Raw genomic sequence first — 17,566 nt, 5'->3', positions numbered from 1 at the left:
CATGTGCTGACAGATCGGGGATTTCATCACAAAAGAAGGTAGTCGTCTGGGAGGGTGGTGGCATCGAGACAGGCAGGCAGAGCAGGGGGGCGGAATGTCTGTAGTGAAGTCCGGAGTCAAGCGGCTCCTGGGGCGTGCCGGATTCGACATCGTGCGCAGCACCAGGATCCAGGGCGGGGTCGACGAGTTCATCCCGTTCGAGGCGACGATGAGTGCCGCACGGGCGGCCGGTCTCCCGGTCGGCGACTACATCGACGAGGTCATGAACAAGACGCCGGGCGCCACCCGGGCCACCGTCGACCGGCTCCGCGCGCTCGGCGTCTTCGCCGACGGCCCGCGCACGGTGCTGGAGATCGGCCCCGGGTCCGGGCGGTACCTGGAGCGGACGCTCGAGGAGTGCTCACCCGAGCGCTACGAGATATACGAGACGGCGGCGCCCTGGGCCGACCACCTCGTCGACACGTTCGGCGTGGTCGCCCGCCCCACCGCGGGGTGCAGCCTCGCCCCGACCCCCGACGCCGCCATCGACCTCGTACAGGCCCACAAGGTCTTCAACACCGTGACCTTCCTCTGCGCCTGCCGCTACTTCTTCGAGATGGCCCGGGTCACGCGGCCCGGCGGACGGATCGTCTTCGACGTGATGACGGAGACCTGCCTGGACCCGGCCGCCGTGCGCACCTGGGCCACGCAGGGCGGCGAGGGGCACGGCTCCTTCCCGGCAGCCATGCCCCGCCGTACCTGCGTGGACCTCTTCGAGACCCTCGGCTGCGACCTGGAGGCCGGTTTCCCGGCCCCCATGGGGGTCGCCACCACCGAGGTGCTCGTCTTCAGGAAGCGGGCCTGACCCGATCCTCGGGGGAGGAGACCCGCCGGTCACCGCCTAGCGCACGGGCGTGAAGTCCCGGGCCCCGATGAATTCGGGGCGGCGCACAGGCGCCGCGAAGGGTTCCACCGCCTCGTTGTCGACGCTGTTGAAGACGACGAACAGGTTGGAGCGCGGGTAGGGGGTGATGTTGTCGCCGGAGCCGTGCATGGCGTTGCAGTCGAACCAGACCGCCGAGCCGGCGGGGCCGGTGAAGAGACGGATGCCGTGCGCGTCGGCCAGTTGGGTGAGGGCCTTGTGGGACGGGGTGCCCGCGTCCTGCATCTGGAGGGAGCGCTTGTAGTTGTCCTTGGGCGTCTCACCCGCGCACCCCAGGAACGTCCGGTGCGAGCCCGGCATGATCATGAGGCCGCCGTTGGTGTCCAGGTTGGGGGTGAGCGCGATGGACACCGACACCGTGCGCATCCGGGGCAGGCCGTCCTCCGCGTGCCACGTCTCGAAGTCGGAGTGCCAGTAGAAACCGGACGCGCCGAAACCGGGCTTGACGTTGATGCGGGACTGGTGGACGTAGACGTCGGAGCCGAGGATCTGGCGGGCCCGGCCCGCGACGCGGTCGTCGCGCACGAGAGCGGCGAACACCTCGCTGATCCGGTGCACCTCGAAGACCGAGCGGACCTCGCCGGAGCGGGGTTCGACGATGGCGCGCTCGTCGGCGCGGACCGCCGGGTCGTTCAGCAGACGGTTCAACTCCGCCCGGCAGGCATCCACTTCGGACGGCTCGACGAGCCGGTCGACCGCGAGGAAGCCGTCCGTGTCGTACGCGGCGAGGTCGGCCGCGGTGATCGGCCCGGGGGTGCCGGGGGCCGACCAGACGACCGGGTCCTGACGGGGGGTCGTGACTTCGCGGAGGCCACGGCTCGGGTAGAGGTCGGTGAGCGTGGTCATGGATCAGTCCTCCAGGAGCAGGGGATAGACGCCGTTCTCGTCGTGGTCCTCACGGCCGGTGACGGGCGGGTTGAACACGCACACGCACCGGAAGTCGGTCTTCGGCCGCAGGGTGTGCCGCTCGTGGCCGTCGAGGAGGTACATCGTGCCGGGGGTGATCAGGTGGGTGAGGCCCGTCTCGTCGTCGGTGAGCTCCGCCTCGCCCTCGACGCACAGGACCGCCTCGACGTGGTTCGCGTACCACATGCTGGTCTCGGTCCCGGCGTACAGCACCGTCTCGTGCAGCGAGAACCCGACCTTCTCGCGGGCGAGGACGATGCGTTTGCTCTCCCAGGTGCCGGACTTGGAGCGGACATGCCGGTCGGTGTTCTCGATCTCCGCGAGGGATCTGATGATCATTTTTACGCCAATCTTTGTGTCTGCCTTGCCCGGGCGCAGGGCCTCTGCGCCCGCCCCGTCGTTCAGCCCGACGCCCGCACGGCCCGTTCGAGGATGTCCAGCCCCTCGTCCAGCTCCGCCTCGCTCACCGTCAGCGCCGGCAGCAGCTTCACGACCTCCCCCTCCGGCCCCGACGTCTCCAGCAGCAGCCCCCGCTCGAAGGCCCGCGCACACACCTCGGACGCCCGCGCCGGGTCCTCGAACTCGACCCCCCACACCAGCCCGCGCCCCCGGCAGGACGTCCCGGTGTGCTCCGCGCACAGCGCGAGCAGCCGCTGCTCGACGTGTTCACCGAGCCGCGCCGTCCGCAGCTCCGTCTCCTTGTCGGCCCAGTACGCGTGCAGCGCGGCCGTCGCCGTCACGAACGCCGGGTTGTTCCCCCGGAACGTCCCGTTGTGCTCGCCCGGCTCCCACAGGTCCAGCTCGGGCCTGAACAGGGTGAGCGCCATCGGCAGCCCGTACCCGCTGATGGACTTCGACACGGTGACGATGTCCGGCGTGATCCCCGCCTCCTCGAAGGAGAAGAACGACCCCGTACGGCCGCACCCCATCTGGATGTCGTCGACGATCAGCAGCATGTCGTGCCGCTCGCACAGCGCCGCGAGAGCGCGCAGCCACTCGGGCCGGGCGACGTTGATCCCGCCCTCGCCCTGCACGGTCTCCACGATGACGGCCGCCGGATGGTTCAGCCCGGACCCGGTGTCCGCGAGGAGCCGCTCGAACCACAGGAAGTCCGGGACCTGCCCGTCGAGATAGTCGTCGAACGGCATCGGCGTCCCGTGGACCAGCGGAATCCCCGCCCCGGCCCGCTTGAACGCGTTCCCGGTGACCGCGAGCGAGCCCAGCGTCATCCCGTGGAAGGCGTTGGTGAACGAGACGACGGACTCCCGCCCCTTCGCCTTGCGCGCCAGCTTCAGCGCGGACTCCACCGCGTTGGTCCCCGTCGGCCCCGGGAACATCACCTTGTACGGCAGGTCGCGCGGCTTCAGGACGAGGTCGTGGAAGCTCTCCAGGAAGGCCCGTTTGGCGGTGGTCGCCATGTCCAGGCCGTGCGTGATGCCGTCGTTCTCCAGGTAGTCGAGCAGCGCGCGTTTCAGCACGGGGTTGTTGTGGCCGTAGTTGAGGGAACCGGCCCCGGCGAAGAAGTCCAGGTAGCGGCGCCCGTCCTCGGACCACAGATGGCTGCCGCGCGCCTGGTCGAAGACGACGGGCCAGCCCCGGCAGTAGCTGCGGACCTCGGACTCCAGCAGTTCGAACGTACTCAGGGGCGACTCGATGGTGGTCATGCGGGTACTCCAGACACAGGGGGGTGGGGGGTTCAGGCTCAGCGAAGGGGGCCGATGCGGTGCAGCACCTCGGGCTCGTGCCCGTCGCCGGGGAAGAGTTCGTCGTCGAAGAGCACGGTCTCCTCGACCCCGGCGCCGTGCCGCGCCGCGTACGACGCGAACAGCGCGCGCGAGGCCGCGTTGTCCGGCGTGATGGTGGTCTCCACCGAGGTCGCGGCGACCCGTACGGTCAGCGCGTCGAGCAGCGCACCGGCGAGGCCCCGCCCCTGATGGGCGTCGTCCACGGCGATCTGCCAGACGAAGAGGGTCCCGGGCCGCTCGGGCCGCAGATAGCCGGTGACGAAGGCGACGGGGTCGCCCTCGTGCCGTGCGACGGCCGAGGTGTCCGCGAAGTCGCGGCACCACAGGAGGTAGCTGTAGGGGGAGTTGAGGTCGAGAACCCGGGAGTCACGGGCGATGCGCCACAGCGCGGCACCGTCGTCCACGGTCGGTCGGTCGATGGTCAGGGCAGGCTGGAAGGGCATGGGTCCCTAGGGTCGGGAACAGGGGAACGTGCGGGGGAGTGGCCGGGTGGACTACGCGCCGGCGTACGGGAGTTCACAGGACGGCGCTCAGGAATTCCCGCGTACGGCGGTGGCTCGGCGCGTTGAAGAGCTGCTCGGGGCTCCCCGCCTCCACGACCCGCCCCGCGTCGAACATCAGGACCTCGTCGGAGACGTCCCGCGCGAACCCCATCTCGTGGGTGACGCACAGCAGGGTGATGTCGGTGGTGGACGCGATCTCCCGCAGCAGGTCCAGGACACCGGAGACGAGTTCGGGGTCCAGCGCCGAGGTCACCTCGTCGAGCAGGAGGATCTCCGGCTCCATGGCCAACGCCCGTGCGATGGCGACGCGTTGCTGCTGCCCGCCGGACAGCCGCGTCGGATGCTCCAGGGCCTTGTCCGCGAGGCCGACCATGTCGAGGAGCTCCCGCGCCCGCGCCTCGGCCTGCTCCTTGGGCTGCCCGAGAGCGCGCACGGGGGCCTCGGTGATGTTGCGCAGGACGTTCATGTGCGGGAACAGGTTGAAGTGCTGGAACACCATGCCGATCCTTCGCCGGACCTGCCGCAGGTGCTTCTCGTCGGCGGGCTTGAGGGAGCCGTCGTCCGCGCGCCGGTGCGACAGCGGCTGGCCGTCCACCCAGATCACGCCGTCCGACACCCGCTCCAGCGTCATCAGCAGCCGCAGAATGGTGGTCTTGCCGGAGCCGGAGGGGCCGATCAGCGTGATGTGCCGGCCGCGTTGGACGCGGAAGTCCAGCTCGTCGAGGACGGTGTGGTCGCCGTAGCGCTTGACGACCCGTTCGAAGCGGATCATCGGCGGCGCGGTCACGGGACTGTCCGGATCTTCATGGGGCTGGGGCGCGATGTCAGTGGCCAAGGCGTTGCTCCAGTTTCCGCAGGGCGAGCGAGGTGGGGTAGCTCGCCAGCAGGAAGACCAGTCCGGCGAGGGTGAACGCTTCGGGGTAGGCGAAGTGGTCGGCGCCGTACTCGCGGGCCTGCGCGACCATCTCCGAGACCGTGATCACGGCGAGGAACGGGGTCTCCTTGAACATGGCGATCGCGTAGTTGCCGAGCGCGGGCAGCACCGTACGGACCGCCTGCGGCAGGACGACGTCCCGCCAGGTCCGCGACGGCGACAGCGACAGGGCGCGCGCGGCCTCCCACTGGCCCTTCGGTACGGCGTCGATGCCGGCGCGGTAGACCTCCGCGAGGTACGCCGAGTAGTGGATGCCGAGCACAGTCACGCCGATCGTCAGCGGTGAGACGGTGGTGAACACCGCGTACGCGCCCACGAGTTGGACCAGCAGCGGGGTGGAGCGCACGAACTCCAGCACCGCCTTGAGGGGGAACGTCACCCAGCGGCTCGGGGCACGCCCGCCGATCGCGAGCGCGAGCCCGAGGACGGCGGCGACCAGGGTGCCGAGCACCGTTGCCAACAGCGTGGTCTTAAAGCCTTCGAGCAGCAGGGGCAGCGCCTCGCGGGCGGCCTCCCAGTCCCATTGGTAGTTCACGAGCGACCCCCGCTCACAGCCATCGAGGTCCGGCCGAGGCGCGCGGCGGCGTGCCGCTCCAGCACCCGCATCCCCGCCGTCAGCAGCCACGCCAGCACGAAGTACAGGACCAGCAGCGTCAGATACGCGGGCACCGTCTCGCCGGTACGGTCACGCAGCGTCTGGACCACCGTCGTCAGATCCGCCACCGAGATCAGCCACAGCAGCGGCGTCGCCTTCAGCATCTGGATGAGGAGGTTCGTGAACGGCGGGATCATCTGCGGCCACGCCTGCGGCAGCACCACGCGGTAAAGGCGTTGCAGGGGAGTGAAGTTGAGCGCCACGGCGGCCTCGCGCTGCGGTGCGGGCACGGCGGCGAGCGCACCCCGCACGACCTCGGAGCCGTACGCCCCGTAGTTCAGGCCGAACGCGAGGACCCCGCAGACCAGCGGGCCGAACTCGTACCCCGTCAGCAGCGGGAACGCGTAGTACAGCCAGAAGAGCTGGATGTACAGGGACGTGCCCCGGAAGAACTCGACGACGATCCGCGACGTCCAGCGCGGGACGCGCGCCCGGGAGGTGGCGGCCAGGCCGCACGCGAACGCGACGGCGACGGCGAGCAGCGCGCCCAGCACGGTCGCCTCGACGGTCACCCACAACCCCGAGCCCACAGAGGGGAGTTCGGAGAAGAAGACGGACAGGAAGTCACCCATGGCCGTGCCTTTGCGTCACGCGGCGCACAGCTGCGCGGTCGTCAGGTTCGCGGGCGGGAGCTCGGCGGCGGTGAATCCGTACGGCGAGAGCAGCTTCACGTACCGGGCGCGGTCCGACGTGACCTTCTTCAGCTCGGTGTTGAAGGCGTCCCGCAGGGAGGTCGCGCTCTTGCGGAAGACGGCGCCGCCCGGGCTGTACTGCTTGACCCCGCCGACCATCGGCACGAACGGCTCGGTCACCAGGAGGCCCTTGTTGGTCTTCGCCAGCCAGCGCAGCGAGATGCCGGTGAGGACGAAGGCGTCGATCCGCCCGTTCTTCACCGCGTCGGCGCCGTCCTGCGGCTTCGTGAGCGTCTTGACCCTGCCGGACGAGATGCCCGCCGCCTCCACGTACCCCTTCTCGGCGGTCCCCGACATCACCCCGAGGGTCACGCCGGCCCGCTTCGCCGACTCCAGGTCGGTGAGCTTCCTGGGGTTGCCCGCCGGGACCATCATCGCGGTCGGCGAGATGAACTCCGGCTCGGAGAAGGCGGCCTTCTCGCAGCGGTCGGGCAGGATCGCCATGCCGGCGCTGATCACCTCGTACTTCCCCGCCAGCAGACCCGGGATCAGCCCGTCCCACTCCGAGAACACCGGCCGCAGCTCCGGCACGCCGAGCGCCTTGAACACCTCGGCGTGCAGCGCGGGCGCCTCCCCCTTGAGGGTGCCGCCCTCCTCGAATCCGTACGGCGCCTCGTTCGCGTAGGCGACCTTGACGTACCCCCGCTTCCTGAGGCTCGCGAGCAGATCCGCGTCGCTCGCGCCCCCGCTCTCGGTCTTGCTGCACGCGGCGACCCCCGCGAGGGCACCGGCCGAGGCAAGGCCGAGGAGCCGGCGGCGGGTCAGGACGGTCTGGCTGAGCATCAAGTGAAGTCCCCTGATCGAACAAACGCTTTCGTCGTGCCGGGGCGCCTGCCCGTACTCAGCGTTGTATGTCCGCCGACCTGCCAGTGTTATGGCCTCGTGTCTCGACCGTTCCGAGATCCTTAGCGGGGATCGGGTTTAGGACGCCGCCGACCCGCCCATGTGTGAATCGGCAGGTCGAAGCGGGGAGATGGGGTGAACCTTTCGGCCAACCGGGAATGCGCGCGGCGGCCGGTGCCCGCGGTGGCGGGAAATGAGCGGGCGGCGACCGCGACGCGCTATGAAAGAGCGCCGTACGGCACCGACACAGAGAAGGGCACACCCCGCGTGAGCAGCGAGCACATGCAGATCGGCGAGGTCGCCGCACGCACCGAACTGTCGCTGCGCACGATCCGCTCCTATGAGGACGCCGGCCTCGTCACCCCCTCCGCCCGCTCCCAGGGCGGCTTCCGCCTCTACACCGAGTCCGACGTGGCCCGCCTCATGGTCATCCGCCGCATGGCGCCCCTCGGCTTCACCCTCGACGAGACGCGGGCCCTCCTGGAGGCCATGGACCGCCTCGACTCCGGCGCCCACCTCCTGCCCCGCGAACGCGCCCGCCTCCTCGACCGCATCCGGGGCGTCGAACGGGCCGCCCAGCACCGCGTCGCCGACCTGCGCAGCCAGCTCGACCGCGCGCAGGAGTTCGCCGACACCCTCGCCGGACGGCTCGCCCGCAGATGAGTGCCGGCCCGTAGGAGCCGGACCCGGTGGGGCACTTCGCGCCGCGTGAGCCCGGGGGATCTGGGCACTCGGGGCGCGGGAGGATGCCATGAGCGTGGTCGAGGAGAGCGGAACGACGATCGTCACGGACATTCCCGCGCGGCTGGACCGGCTGCCCTGGTCGCGGTGGCACTGGACCGTCGTCATCGGCCTCGGGACCGTGTGGGTGCTCGACGGCCTGGAGGTCACCGTCGTCGGGAACATCGCCGGACGGCTCGCCGAGGACGGCAGCGGTCTCGCGATCACCTCCGGGCAGATCACGGGCCTCGCCGCCGCGCTGTACGTCGCCGGGGCGTGCTCCGGCGCGCTGTTCTGGGGGCGGCTCACGGACCGGTTCGGGCGGCGCAGGCTGTTCATGGTCACCCTGGCGGTGTACCTCGCGGCCACCGCGCTGACGGCGGTCGCCTGGGAGGCCTGGTGGTTCTTCCTGTTCCGGTTCCTCACCGGGTTCGGCATCGGGGGCGAGTACGCGGCGATCAACTCCGCGATCGACGAACTGATCCCGGCGGACTACCGGGGCCGGGTCGACCTCATGATCAACGGGAGTTTCTGGCTCGGCGCGGTCGGGGGTTCGCTACTGTCCGTCGTCGCCCTCGACACCGGGCTCCTGCCGAGGGACGTCGGCTGGCGGCTGACGTTCGCACTGGGCGCCGTCCTCGCGCTGGTGATCCTGCTCGTCCGGCGCCACGTCCCCGAGAGCCCCCGGTGGCTGCTGATCCACGGACGGGAGCGGGAGGCCGAGGAGATCGTCGCGGGGATCGAACGCCGGGTGGAGGCCGAGACGGGCACCGAACTACCCCCACCCGACAGCGAGTTGGAGATCCGTCAGCGAGACGCCGTGACATTCCTGGAGATCGCCCGAACCGTCTTCGGCCGCTACCGCAGGCGCGCCGTCCTCGGCTTCTCCCTCTTCATCGGCCAGGCGTTCCTCTACAACGCCATCACCTTCGGCTTCGGGGCCATCCTCACGACGTTCTACGACATCCCGGCCGACCACACCGGCTACTACTTCGCCGTGATCGCGGCCGGCAACTTCTGCGGGCCCCTGCTGCTGGGCCGGCTCTTCGACACCGTCGGCCGCCGGGCGATGATCTCCGGCACCTACCTCCTCTCGGGCGCCCTCCTCTTCGCGACAGCCTGGCTCTTCGGCCAAGGCGCCCTCGGCGCGGGCGAGTTGACCGCCTGCTGGTGCGCCGTCCTCTTCTTCGCCTCCGCCGGAGCCTCCAGCGCCTACCTCACCGTCTCCGAGATCTTCCCCATGGAGACCCGCGCCATGTCGATCGCCTTCTTCTACGCCCTCGGCACAGCGGCCGGCGGCATCAGCGGCCCCCTCCTCTTCGCGGACCTCACCGAGACGGGCCACGTGGCCGACACGGTCCTGGCCTTCTCGATCGGCGCGACCCTGATGTGCGCGGCGGGCCTGGTGGCCGCGGCCCTGGCGATCGCCGCCGAACGCCGGTCCCTGGAGGACGTCGCGCGGCCACTGTCGGCGCTGAAGAAGTGAGGCCGGGAAACCCGCTTGGGCGGAGGTGCGTACGGGATGCCCAGGGCCCTGCACCGCTGCTCGGGTCGGCGTGACACCCGCGCCCACCACCCCGACGTGCTCGCCGCCCGGCACAGGGCACGCGCCCGCGGCTGTGGAGAGAGGAGGCATCCGCCGGGGTGGACGCCCCCTCGCACCGGCAGCCTGATCACCCCCGCGAAGCTACGCGGTCACAGCGCTAGGTGCTCTCGGTGACGAGGAACTGCTGCGCGACGTTGTCCATCTGGCAGTAGGGCAGCTTCGGCCTGGGGTTGTCGGTCCAGCCGAGACACTGGCGATCCCTGACCCCGTCGGCCGGTCTGATCCGGAAGACGAACCCCGGCGAGTCGCCACGCTGATGGTGGGAGAACATCAAGTGCCAGGGCGTCGCCTTGGCGCAGTCGGCGTACTTGACTTCGAGTTCACCGCTCTGAAGGCACTCCGACAGACTGATGCGCCACGTGCCGTTGCCGGCCTTGGCGAGCCGCCACCTATCGGGCTTCTCGCCCTCCTTGAAGGCGGGAACCCAGACCCTGCCGTCCTTGACGTCCCCGAGCCACTGCTTGGGGAAGGCCACGGAACGCACCACGAGACTCTGGTTGCTGCTCCACCGGGGCGGCTCGAATCTCTCCTGCCGGCCCTGCAAGTCGTTGACGTTCGCCCAGAGCTTCGCGTCACAGAGGGCCTGGGGCTCCACCGGGCACTTCCCGTCGACCTTGGGGACGCGCCTCGTCTGCACATAGGCGCTGCCGGTACTGCCGTCCCGCAGGCCGGTGAGCGCGATGCAGGTGCCCCTGGGCGCGGCGGCGGCCTGCCGGAAGCGGGAGGGCTGTCCCGCGGTGCGGGTGTAGAGGTACGCCCCGCTGGTGTTGACGCTCACCGGGCAGGGGGCTTCCGCGGAAGTGGCGCGCTGCCGGCGCTCGGAGAGCAGACCCAGGCCCTTCGCCTTGAGGACGGAGGCGGGCGAGAAGTAGGCGGTCCGGTAGCACCCCTCGGTCTGAACCATGGCGAAGTGGGCGGCCGACTCCTCCGAGTCCCCGAGGTAGATGCGCTCCCCCTGCCGCAGCCACTCGCCGGTCCACGGCCGCTGCTGCACGACGTAGTAGTCCCGGGTGACGCCGTAGGCGTACTTCTGGATCTTGTCGTTCGTGGGGTTGTTGGCCGTGCTGCTCTCGCCTTTGGAGATCGTGATGCTCTGTTCGTACGTGTACCCGTGGGAGGTACCGAGCGAGAAGATGCCCCCGAAGGTCAGATCCGGCGCGAGCTCGTAGCTGTACTGCCAGCTCTCGGTCCGGTCCTCCGACGCGCTCACCTCGACCGAGCCCTTCGGCGGCACCTCGCGCGGGGTGCCGCTCGGGGTGAACTCGTCCACCTCACGCAGATAGGTGCGCCCTCGCAGGCTGTTCGCGTCGGGGTTCAGATAGTCGATCTCCTCCTTCGGCCAGCTCTCGACGATCTCGGTGCACTCCGCGGCCGTCTCCGCGTCGCGCAGGCGGTAGACCATCGCGAACAGGCCGACCTTGCCGACGGTGCCGTCCTCGAAGCCGTCGTAGATCTGGTCTCCGCCGTGCAGGTCCCCGGGAACCGACCAGGCGCCGGTCGCCAGGGAGGGTTCGGCGACTGCGGGCTGGTGGCCGGCGGAGGCGAGGGCGCCGGTGAGGAGCAGCACGCTCAGGGCGGCGCGCAGGGGCGGGCCCGTACGTGGTCGTGACATGGAGGTCCTTCCGGAAAGGCGGTCATGACACACGGAAAGTAACATAAAAATGACATAAAGTGACATTTCGGTCAGGAGTGCTCCATGCCCCCTCGAACGTCCCGTGCCGCTGCCGTGCCGGTCGCGCTGAGCTGCGGGCTTCTCGGCCTCACCACCCCCACGGCCCACTCCCTGGCCGCACCCCCTCCCCCGGGAGTGGTGCACCACCAGTTCCCCTCCGCCGCCTCGGCCGCCGCCGCGGACATCGCGGAGGACGGGTCCACCGTGGTCGCCGTCAACACGGACAACGGCATCACCCTCGTACGGTTCACACCGGCAGGGCGCTTCGACACCGACTTCGGCGAGAACGGATACGCCCGCCTCGCCGAGACTCCCGCGAGCGCCGCCGCCGTCGCCCTGTCCGAGGACGGCACGGTGACGGTCACCGGAACCGGCGGGAAGGGCATCCTGCTCGCCCGCTACGACCGCGATGGCGTCCCGGACGACCGTTTCGGCCTCGCCGGCATCGCGCACGGGACGGGCCTGCTCGCCGGAGCCGGAGCCGAGGCCGCCGCACTCGCCGTCCAGGAGGACGGACAGCCGGTGATCGCCGCCACCGCTCCCGTCCCCGGAGCGTCCGGCACCGGGACGGAGGACAAGCGCCGCCTGGTGGTGGCCCGCTACGGCCTCGACGGCACCCCTGACGCCGGCTTCGGCACCGCCGGTCTGCACGTCTCCCCGGCCGCGGTCCCCGAATCGGCGGCGGCGATCGCCCTCCAGGCGAACGAGAACGTGGTCGTAGCGGGCCAGAGCACCCTGCCCGAGGGGGACCGGCCCACTCTCTGGTCCCTGACCCCGGACGGCGAGCCGGCCCCCGGCTTCGGATCGCGAGGAAAGGTGCTGACCTCGCAGGACCTGGCGCGAGGCGTGAGCCGCAACATGGTGGTGGGCAGCTCCGACGAGATCGTCCTGGTCGGCAGCCTGCGCAACAGCTTCGCCGCCGCGCGCCACCTGCCCGACGGCAGCCCCGACCCCGCCTTCGGCACCACGGGCGTGACCGGCCTCCCCACCCAGGACCCGGCCGACGCCAACGTGGTGGACGTCGCCGAGGACGGCCGCGTGCTCGCTGCCGGCACCCTGGGCAGCCGGCTCGGCGTAGCCGCCTTCACCCCCTCCGGCACCCCCGACCGACACTTCGGCACCCACCAGGACGGCGTGGCCCGCCTGACCTTCGACGCCGGGAACCCACCCCAGAACCTGGCAGCGATCCTGCTCTCCGGCGCCGACGACATCACCCTCGTCGGCTCCTCAGCCAACCGCATCGCCCTGGCCCGCCTCACCGGCCGGGGGACGCCGGAGGAATCCTTCGGAGCCGGCGCACAGTGACCCCAGCGGTCCCCGGCCGCGCACTGGACGCGCGGCCACGGCGCGTACGTCATCGGCACCGGGCGGCGTCCTGCCCCTGTGTCCTCGAAGGTCTCCGGCGTCACGCAGGACTCAGCGGGCGCGCCGCAGTGCGGCGGACAGGGCCAGCCGGGAGGTGACGTCGAGTTTGCGGTAGACGTGGGCGAGGTGGGTCTCGATGGTGCGGGGGGAGAGGAAGAGGCGTTCGGCGATCTCGCGGGTGCGCAGGCCGGAGGCCGCGAGGTCGGCGACTTCGCGTTCGCGGTCGGTGAGGTGGGCCAGCGGGTCGGAGGCGGGGAGCTCGGCGCGCAGGCGGGCCGCCTCTTCGTGGACGAGGCGGGCGCCGTGGACGCGGGCGATGCCCTCCGCGAGTTCGAGGTGCCGTAGCGCCGCCGGGTGGCCCTCGGTCTCGGCCAGGGCGCGGGCCGCGGCCGTGAGCGTCCAGGCGTACTGGACCGGCATGTCCGCGCAGCGGAAGGCGTGGGCCGCGAGGTCGAACAGCTTGGCCGCCGCCTCGTACTCGCCGTCGGCCGCGTGCAGGCGCGCACGGGCCTCCTGGACGTACGCCTCCTGGACCGGCAGCCCGAGCCCGTCGGACGCCGACTCGGCGTGCCGCAGCAGCCGGTGGGCCCCGTCGCGGTCGCCGCACTCCAGGGTGGCGGCGGCGAGCAGCGCGAGGAGGAAGGGGCGCCAGAACGGCCGTACCAGCGGCAGGCGTTCACCGCCGACGCGGTCCAGCAGGGTGCGCCGGCAGCCGGCCGCGTCCCCCGTGAGGAACTGCGCCTGGGCCAGCAGCCCCGTCGCCGACACAGTCCACCAGCTCTGCCCGGGCCGGAGCGCCGCGGTCGTCTCCGCGAGCAGCGCGACCGCCTCGGCGGCCTCGCGCCGGCCCCGCGACCAGACGAGCGCCGTCGCCCGCATCGCCCGCGCGAGCGTGACCGCGTCCTGCGCGCCCAGGGAACGCGCGAGCGTCTCCGCCTCCCGGGCCCGCCGCTCGGACGCGTCGAGCCGGCCCGTCCACTGCTCGGCCATCGTCAGCGCCAGCAGCCGGTGCATCAGGACGGGAACGCGGGTCTCTGCCTCCCGGCCCAGGTGCCGGATCGCGTCCGTGAACCGCTCCAGGTACAGCTCCGCGCAGCCGAGCAGCGCGAGCGTCTCGGGGGTGCGGCCCGCGAACGGGTCCGGCATCGCGTCCAACACCCGCGCGCAGTGGGCGACTTCGGCCGTCGCCTCCGCGACGTCCCCCGCGTGGGTCGCACACAGGGCGGCCAGCACGCGCAGCGCGGTGCGGTCGGCCTCGTCCGCGTCGCCCGTCGCCCGCACGGCTTCCTCCAGCAGGCCGCGGGCCTCGTCGTGGGTGCCCCGTACGGCGTGGACGAGCCCGAACTCGATGGCCAGGCGCACCGCTTCGGGCGGCAGCGGCTCGGGCAGCGGGCGCGGGAGCAGGGCGAGCGCGGCGCCCACGACGGCCATGGCCTCCTGGTAGTGGCCGAGTTGACGCTCCGCGTCGGCGCAGACGGTGTACGCCTGGAGGGTCTCGCGCGGGGAGAGGTGCGCGGAGGGGGCCGCGAGGAGGGCGTGGGCGCGGGTGCGGGCCTCTTCGGGCTGCTCGGCGGCGACGAGGGCTCGGCAGCAGGCGAGTTCGAGGGCGGTCCGGGACGACGGGGCGGACATGTCGGCCATGGTGGCCGGCTCGGCCGCGCCGGGCAGCCTCGCCCCACTGACCGCCCCAGCTCCCGGGTCCGGCTCGGGCAGCCTTGCCCTGCCGACCGCTTCAGCTCCCGGGTCCGGCTCGGGCAGCCTCGTCCTGCCGACCGCTTCAGCTCCCGTGCCCAGTTCGGGCAGCGCCTCCAACGCCAGCCGCAGCCACCGCGCCGCAGTCCCCGGCTCCCGTGCGGCGACCTCGGTGGCCCCCTCGGACAGGGCGCGCACGGCGACGGCCGGGTCCGTCCCCAGCAGATGTTCCGCGTGCCGCGCCCGCTCGACCGCGTTCCCGGCGATGTCCAGCGCACGCCGGTGCGCCCGGAGCCGGAACGACAGCCCCGCGCGCGCGTGCACGACGTCACCGAGCACGGGGTGCCGGAAGCGCAGGCTCCCGCCGTGCGCGCGTATCAGGTCGGCCCGCTCCAGCTCGCCGAGCGCGTCGAGCGTCGCGTCGAGGTCCAGGCCGCAGACCCGGGCGACGTCCTGGGGCCGGAACGGCGAGCCCAGGACGGCCGCCGCCGACAGCGCGGTCGCCGCGTCCCCTGTCACCCCGTCCAGCTCGGCGAACAGTGGCTTGGCCTCCCGCAGGAGACCCTCGGCGTCCCCCGGCCGCCCCGGACGCCGGCCCCGCGCGACCAGCAGCCGCAGATGCCGCGGATTCCCCCCGGCCTCGGCGCCCAGCTCCCGCGCGAGCCCGGCGTCCACCTGCCACGCGTCGAGCAGCGCGGCCACCGCCTCGTCGCCGAGCGGACTGGGTTCGACGCGCTTCACCGTCCCGGCGCGCACCCCGTCGTCCAGTGCCTGGAGCAGTTCGGGCGCCGTCTGCCGGGGGCGGTGGACGAGGGCGAGGACGAACGGGCCGAGCGTCCCGGCCCTGACCTGCCGTACGAGGGCCGCCGTCGAGGCGGGGTCGCACCAGTGGACGTCGTCCAGCACGAGGAGACCGCTGCGCCTGCCGACGGGAACCGCCTCACCCCGGACGACCTGGACGCGGACCGCCGGGAGCCCTCGCCGGGCGGCCATGCGCATGAGGGCCAGCGCGAGGCGCGTCTTGCCGATGCCGGGCTCGCCGGTGATCTCGACGACCGTGCCCCTGCCGTTCGCCAACGCGTCCACGATCCCCGCGAACCGGGCGAGTTCGGCCTCCCGCGCGACAGGGGGCTCGCCCGGTGCCGGTACGGGCACTGTGGTCATGGGCGCTGTTCCCTTCCGCGTCCGGGCGGGTGCCGGGTGGCCACTCATGTCGGCCACCGGGCACCTTTTCGGGCAACCATACAGAAGCAAAAACCCCTGCCCGGATCGTGGACGCGGCACCGACAACACCCGCCGCCGTCACGGACCAACGGCAGGCCCCGGCCCTCGGCGAGGGCCCCGCCGCCCCCTGCGGAACCGGTTCCACGAGCAACGGCACCCCCCGCACCCTCCCCAAAACCCCGACCGGTGCCGCAGCCGCCTCCCGTCCGGCGCAACGCCCTTGCTGTGAGCCGTGCGCTGTCCGCGTGCACGAAAGCGAGATCGTCCGTGGCACGGACCAGGGCCTGATAGCGAGAAGGAGCAGGCTGGTGATCAGACGCCACAACTCGGTGCGCCGGGTGCCGTCTTCAAGGCTGACGGTGACCCATGCTCCGATGATCCGGACCTGTAGTGCCGGGAGCGGATGAAGGTCGGGTAGGAGCCGTCCGGGAGTGCGTGCCGGGTGGTGGGGCGGCGTTTGCGGGTGGAGCGCAGCGGTGCGGGCCCAGCCGGCGTCGTACACGTGACAGCGAGGACGCGCACGGACATGCAGTGATCACCTCGCCGAGGCCGGAGGCGAGTTTTCCCATACGCCCGTGCAGGAGACGTGTTCGAACACGGCGAGCGCGAGCGCGAAGTGCACCATCACCCGCGCGGGCCGTGTCCGCCGCCCGCAGATCGCAGGGGGCTCAGACACCCGGCCCCGCGACGCGCACCGCTTCTGCCCGGTGCCCCAGATGACCGCCGGGGCTTCCGCGTCCTCGCGGGATCTGGTGCCAAGGGACTGACAGCCGTACACGTCGCCGACCGAGCCGACGCCGGCGGCCTGAAGACGCTCGGCAAGCTTGAACGACGTGTCTGGCGGGCCGGTCGATGGCCTTGCGCCATCCCCGCAGGGGGATAGCGGCAAGAAGGCCATCGACCGGCCCGCCCGGACGCGCGGCTACGCGGATGATCTGGCTACGGGCAAGGGCTCAGCAGACCCGGACTCCGTCGATCATGTTGTCCCAGGGGGTGTTCGCGAGGCTGTCCTCCGTGTGGGGGGCCGTGCTGCTGAACTTCTGTACCCAACGGCCGCCTTCCCAGTTGTAGAACTTGGCGACGGTGCCGCGGGTCTGGTTGTTCTTGTACGAGGTGAGGGTGTCGTTGTTGAAGGCGTAGTCGTTCAGGTCGCGGAATGCGCAGACGGACAACGACAGCTTGGTGCCGGTCCAGTTGGCGCCCTGCCACAGGCACAGATACTCGTGGTCACAGCTGGTGTCGGTCACGCCGGGCACGGACATCGTGATGGTCGCGCTGCTGTCCTTCGCCCGGATCTCGTTGTAGCTCAGCTGCTCCGCCGGGACCTTCATGTCCGCCAACTGGGCGTCCACCCGGTCCTGCAACTGGGCTGCCTGCCGGGCCGAGAGGCCCACCGCTTTCGCCTCCGCCGCGTACTTCGACGCGGCCGGCCGCGGGGCCTGGTCCGGGGCGGCTGCGGCGGCGCTGCCGGCTCCGAGTGCCAGCGCCGTGCCACACAGCAGGGCTGATGCGCGCTTCGTGAACTGGGATCGGACGTTCATGGCGTTTCCTCCGTTGGTGGGTTTCGCTTCGTGAGCGGCTTCGTGCGCCGTCGGACAGCCTCCGGCGACTGATGCGGGCGGCCCTGACTCCCCCTGCGCCGAACGGCGAGACGCGCAAGGCCCGCGTGGGAGTGCGGTCAGGGCCGTGTCCGCTGCCCCTCGGGGCGGCACCCGTCGGTACCGCTCACACACCGATTCCAGCGGCCGGCTCATTGATTGGCAGGGCTGTTCCGGCGGCCAATCAATGGCGGGGTGTGACGTTTCAGGCCGGGTTGAGGGGTGAAGGGGTGAGGTGTCCGGTGTGGGACGACTGGTGAGTGGAGGGATATTGGCGGGGCGTCGTGAGGTGCCGGTGGATCCGGGGGCAGGTCCGGTGCAGCGGTTCGCGTTCGAGCTGCGCAAGCTGCGGACGGAGGCGGGCGGGATGACGTACCGGGCGATGGCCGAGCGGGCCGGCTACTCGGGCACGACCCTGTCGCAGGCGGCGGCGGGCGAGTAACTGCCCACGCTGGCGGTGACCTTGGCCTACGTGGCGGCATGCGGAGG

Annotated in this window: 16 protein-coding genes; 5 read left to right on the top strand and 11 right to left on the bottom strand. The window is 71.5% G+C overall.

All coding sequences use genetic code 11. The features are described from left to right. Positions 1-94: 94 nt before the first annotated feature. A complete protein-coding gene (locus tag PV682_RS32150; RefSeq protein WP_319735282.1) occupies positions 95-844 on the top strand; it encodes a methyltransferase domain-containing protein in 750 nt (249 codons plus the stop codon). Positions 845-880: 36 nt separating this feature from the next. Here PV682_RS32150 and thpD read toward each other — a convergent pair whose 3' ends face one another. The 8 genes from thpD to ehuB form a co-directional block, all read right to left on the bottom strand. Continuing rightward, positions 881-1,768 carry an ectoine hydroxylase gene (gene thpD, locus PV682_RS32145; RefSeq protein ID WP_319735281.1) on the bottom strand — a complete coding sequence of 296 codons (888 nt, stop codon included), beginning with the start codon at positions 1,766-1,768 and terminating at the stop codon, positions 881-883. A gap of 3 nt (positions 1,769-1,771) precedes the next feature. Further along, a complete protein-coding gene (locus tag PV682_RS32140; protein ID WP_319735280.1) occupies positions 1,772-2,167 on the bottom strand; it encodes an ectoine synthase in 396 nt (131 codons plus the stop codon). A gap of 62 nt (positions 2,168-2,229) precedes the next feature. Further along, entirely contained in the window at positions 2,230-3,492 is a 1,263-nt protein-coding gene (gene ectB, locus PV682_RS32135; RefSeq protein WP_319735279.1) for a diaminobutyrate--2-oxoglutarate transaminase, read from the bottom strand. 38 nt (positions 3,493-3,530) lie between these two features. Then, positions 3,531-4,016 (bottom strand): diaminobutyrate acetyltransferase, encoded by a 486-nt coding sequence (gene ectA, locus PV682_RS32130; RefSeq protein WP_319735278.1) that lies wholly within the window; start codon positions 4,014-4,016, stop codon positions 3,531-3,533. 73 nt (positions 4,017-4,089) lie between these two features. Further along, positions 4,090-4,848, bottom strand: coding sequence for an ectoine/hydroxyectoine ABC transporter ATP-binding protein EhuA (gene ehuA, locus PV682_RS32125; RefSeq protein ID WP_319735330.1), 759 nt, complete (start codon positions 4,846-4,848; stop codon positions 4,090-4,092). Between the two features lie 52 nt (positions 4,849-4,900). Then, positions 4,901-5,545, bottom strand: coding sequence for an ectoine/hydroxyectoine ABC transporter permease subunit EhuD (gene ehuD, locus PV682_RS32120; RefSeq protein ID WP_319735277.1), 645 nt, complete (start codon positions 5,543-5,545; stop codon positions 4,901-4,903). Continuing rightward, positions 5,542-6,237: an ectoine/hydroxyectoine ABC transporter permease subunit EhuC gene (gene ehuC / locus PV682_RS32115; RefSeq protein WP_319735276.1), complete on the bottom strand. Its 696-nt coding sequence runs from the start codon at positions 6,235-6,237 to the stop codon at positions 5,542-5,544. The genes ehuD and ehuC overlap by 4 nt, the downstream gene beginning before the upstream one ends. Before the next feature lie 15 nt (positions 6,238-6,252). Then, positions 6,253-7,140 carry an ectoine/hydroxyectoine ABC transporter substrate-binding protein EhuB gene (gene ehuB / locus PV682_RS32110; protein WP_319735275.1) on the bottom strand — a complete coding sequence of 296 codons (888 nt, stop codon included), beginning with the start codon at positions 7,138-7,140 and terminating at the stop codon, positions 6,253-6,255. Between the two features lie 327 nt (positions 7,141-7,467). Between ehuB and PV682_RS32105 the strand changes: the two genes are divergently transcribed. Continuing rightward, on the top strand, positions 7,468-7,863 hold the full coding sequence (locus PV682_RS32105) for a MerR family transcriptional regulator (RefSeq protein WP_055721500.1): 396 nt from the start codon (positions 7,468-7,470) through the stop codon (positions 7,861-7,863). Positions 7,864-7,951: 88 nt separating this feature from the next. After that, positions 7,952-9,406 (top strand): MFS transporter, encoded by a 1,455-nt coding sequence (locus PV682_RS32100; protein ID WP_319735274.1) that lies wholly within the window; start codon positions 7,952-7,954, stop codon positions 9,404-9,406. A 217-nt stretch (positions 9,407-9,623) separates the two neighbouring features. Here the strand turns inward: PV682_RS32100 and PV682_RS32095 are convergent, their stop codons facing one another. Then, positions 9,624-11,138: a hypothetical protein gene (locus PV682_RS32095; RefSeq protein ID WP_319735273.1), complete on the bottom strand. Its 1,515-nt coding sequence runs from the start codon at positions 11,136-11,138 to the stop codon at positions 9,624-9,626. Positions 11,139-11,222: 84 nt separating this feature from the next. Here PV682_RS32095 and PV682_RS32090 point away from each other — a divergent pair, with 84 nt between their 5' ends. Then, positions 11,223-12,503: an NHL repeat-containing protein gene (locus PV682_RS32090; RefSeq protein WP_319735272.1), complete on the top strand. Its 1,281-nt coding sequence runs from the start codon at positions 11,223-11,225 to the stop codon at positions 12,501-12,503. A 111-nt stretch (positions 12,504-12,614) separates the two neighbouring features. On the opposite strand, the gene PV682_RS32085 is transcribed toward PV682_RS32090, so the two are convergent. Further along, positions 12,615-15,419, bottom strand: coding sequence for a helix-turn-helix transcriptional regulator (locus tag PV682_RS32085; protein WP_319735271.1), 2,805 nt, complete (start codon positions 15,417-15,419; stop codon positions 12,615-12,617). Positions 15,420-16,432: 1,013 nt separating this feature from the next. After that, on the bottom strand, positions 16,433-17,020 hold the full coding sequence (locus PV682_RS32080; RefSeq protein WP_319735270.1) for a peptidase inhibitor family I36 protein: 588 nt from the start codon (positions 17,018-17,020) through the stop codon (positions 16,433-16,435). A gap of 301 nt (positions 17,021-17,321) precedes the next feature. On the opposite strand from PV682_RS32080, the gene PV682_RS32075 reads away from it, so the two are divergent. Next, complete coding sequence (locus tag PV682_RS32075; protein WP_319735269.1) at positions 17,322-17,519, top strand: helix-turn-helix domain-containing protein; 198 nt, start codon at positions 17,322-17,324, stop codon at positions 17,517-17,519. Positions 17,520-17,566: the final 47 nt, after the last annotated feature.

Origin of the sequence: Streptomyces niveiscabiei, from assembly GCF_033794345.1 — a bacterium.
Taxonomy (GTDB): Bacteria; Actinomycetota; Actinomycetes; order Streptomycetales; family Streptomycetaceae; genus Streptomyces; species Streptomyces niveiscabiei.
The sequence above is the reverse complement of the archived record's forward strand: the minus strand, read 5'-3'. Positions and strand labels throughout refer to the sequence as shown.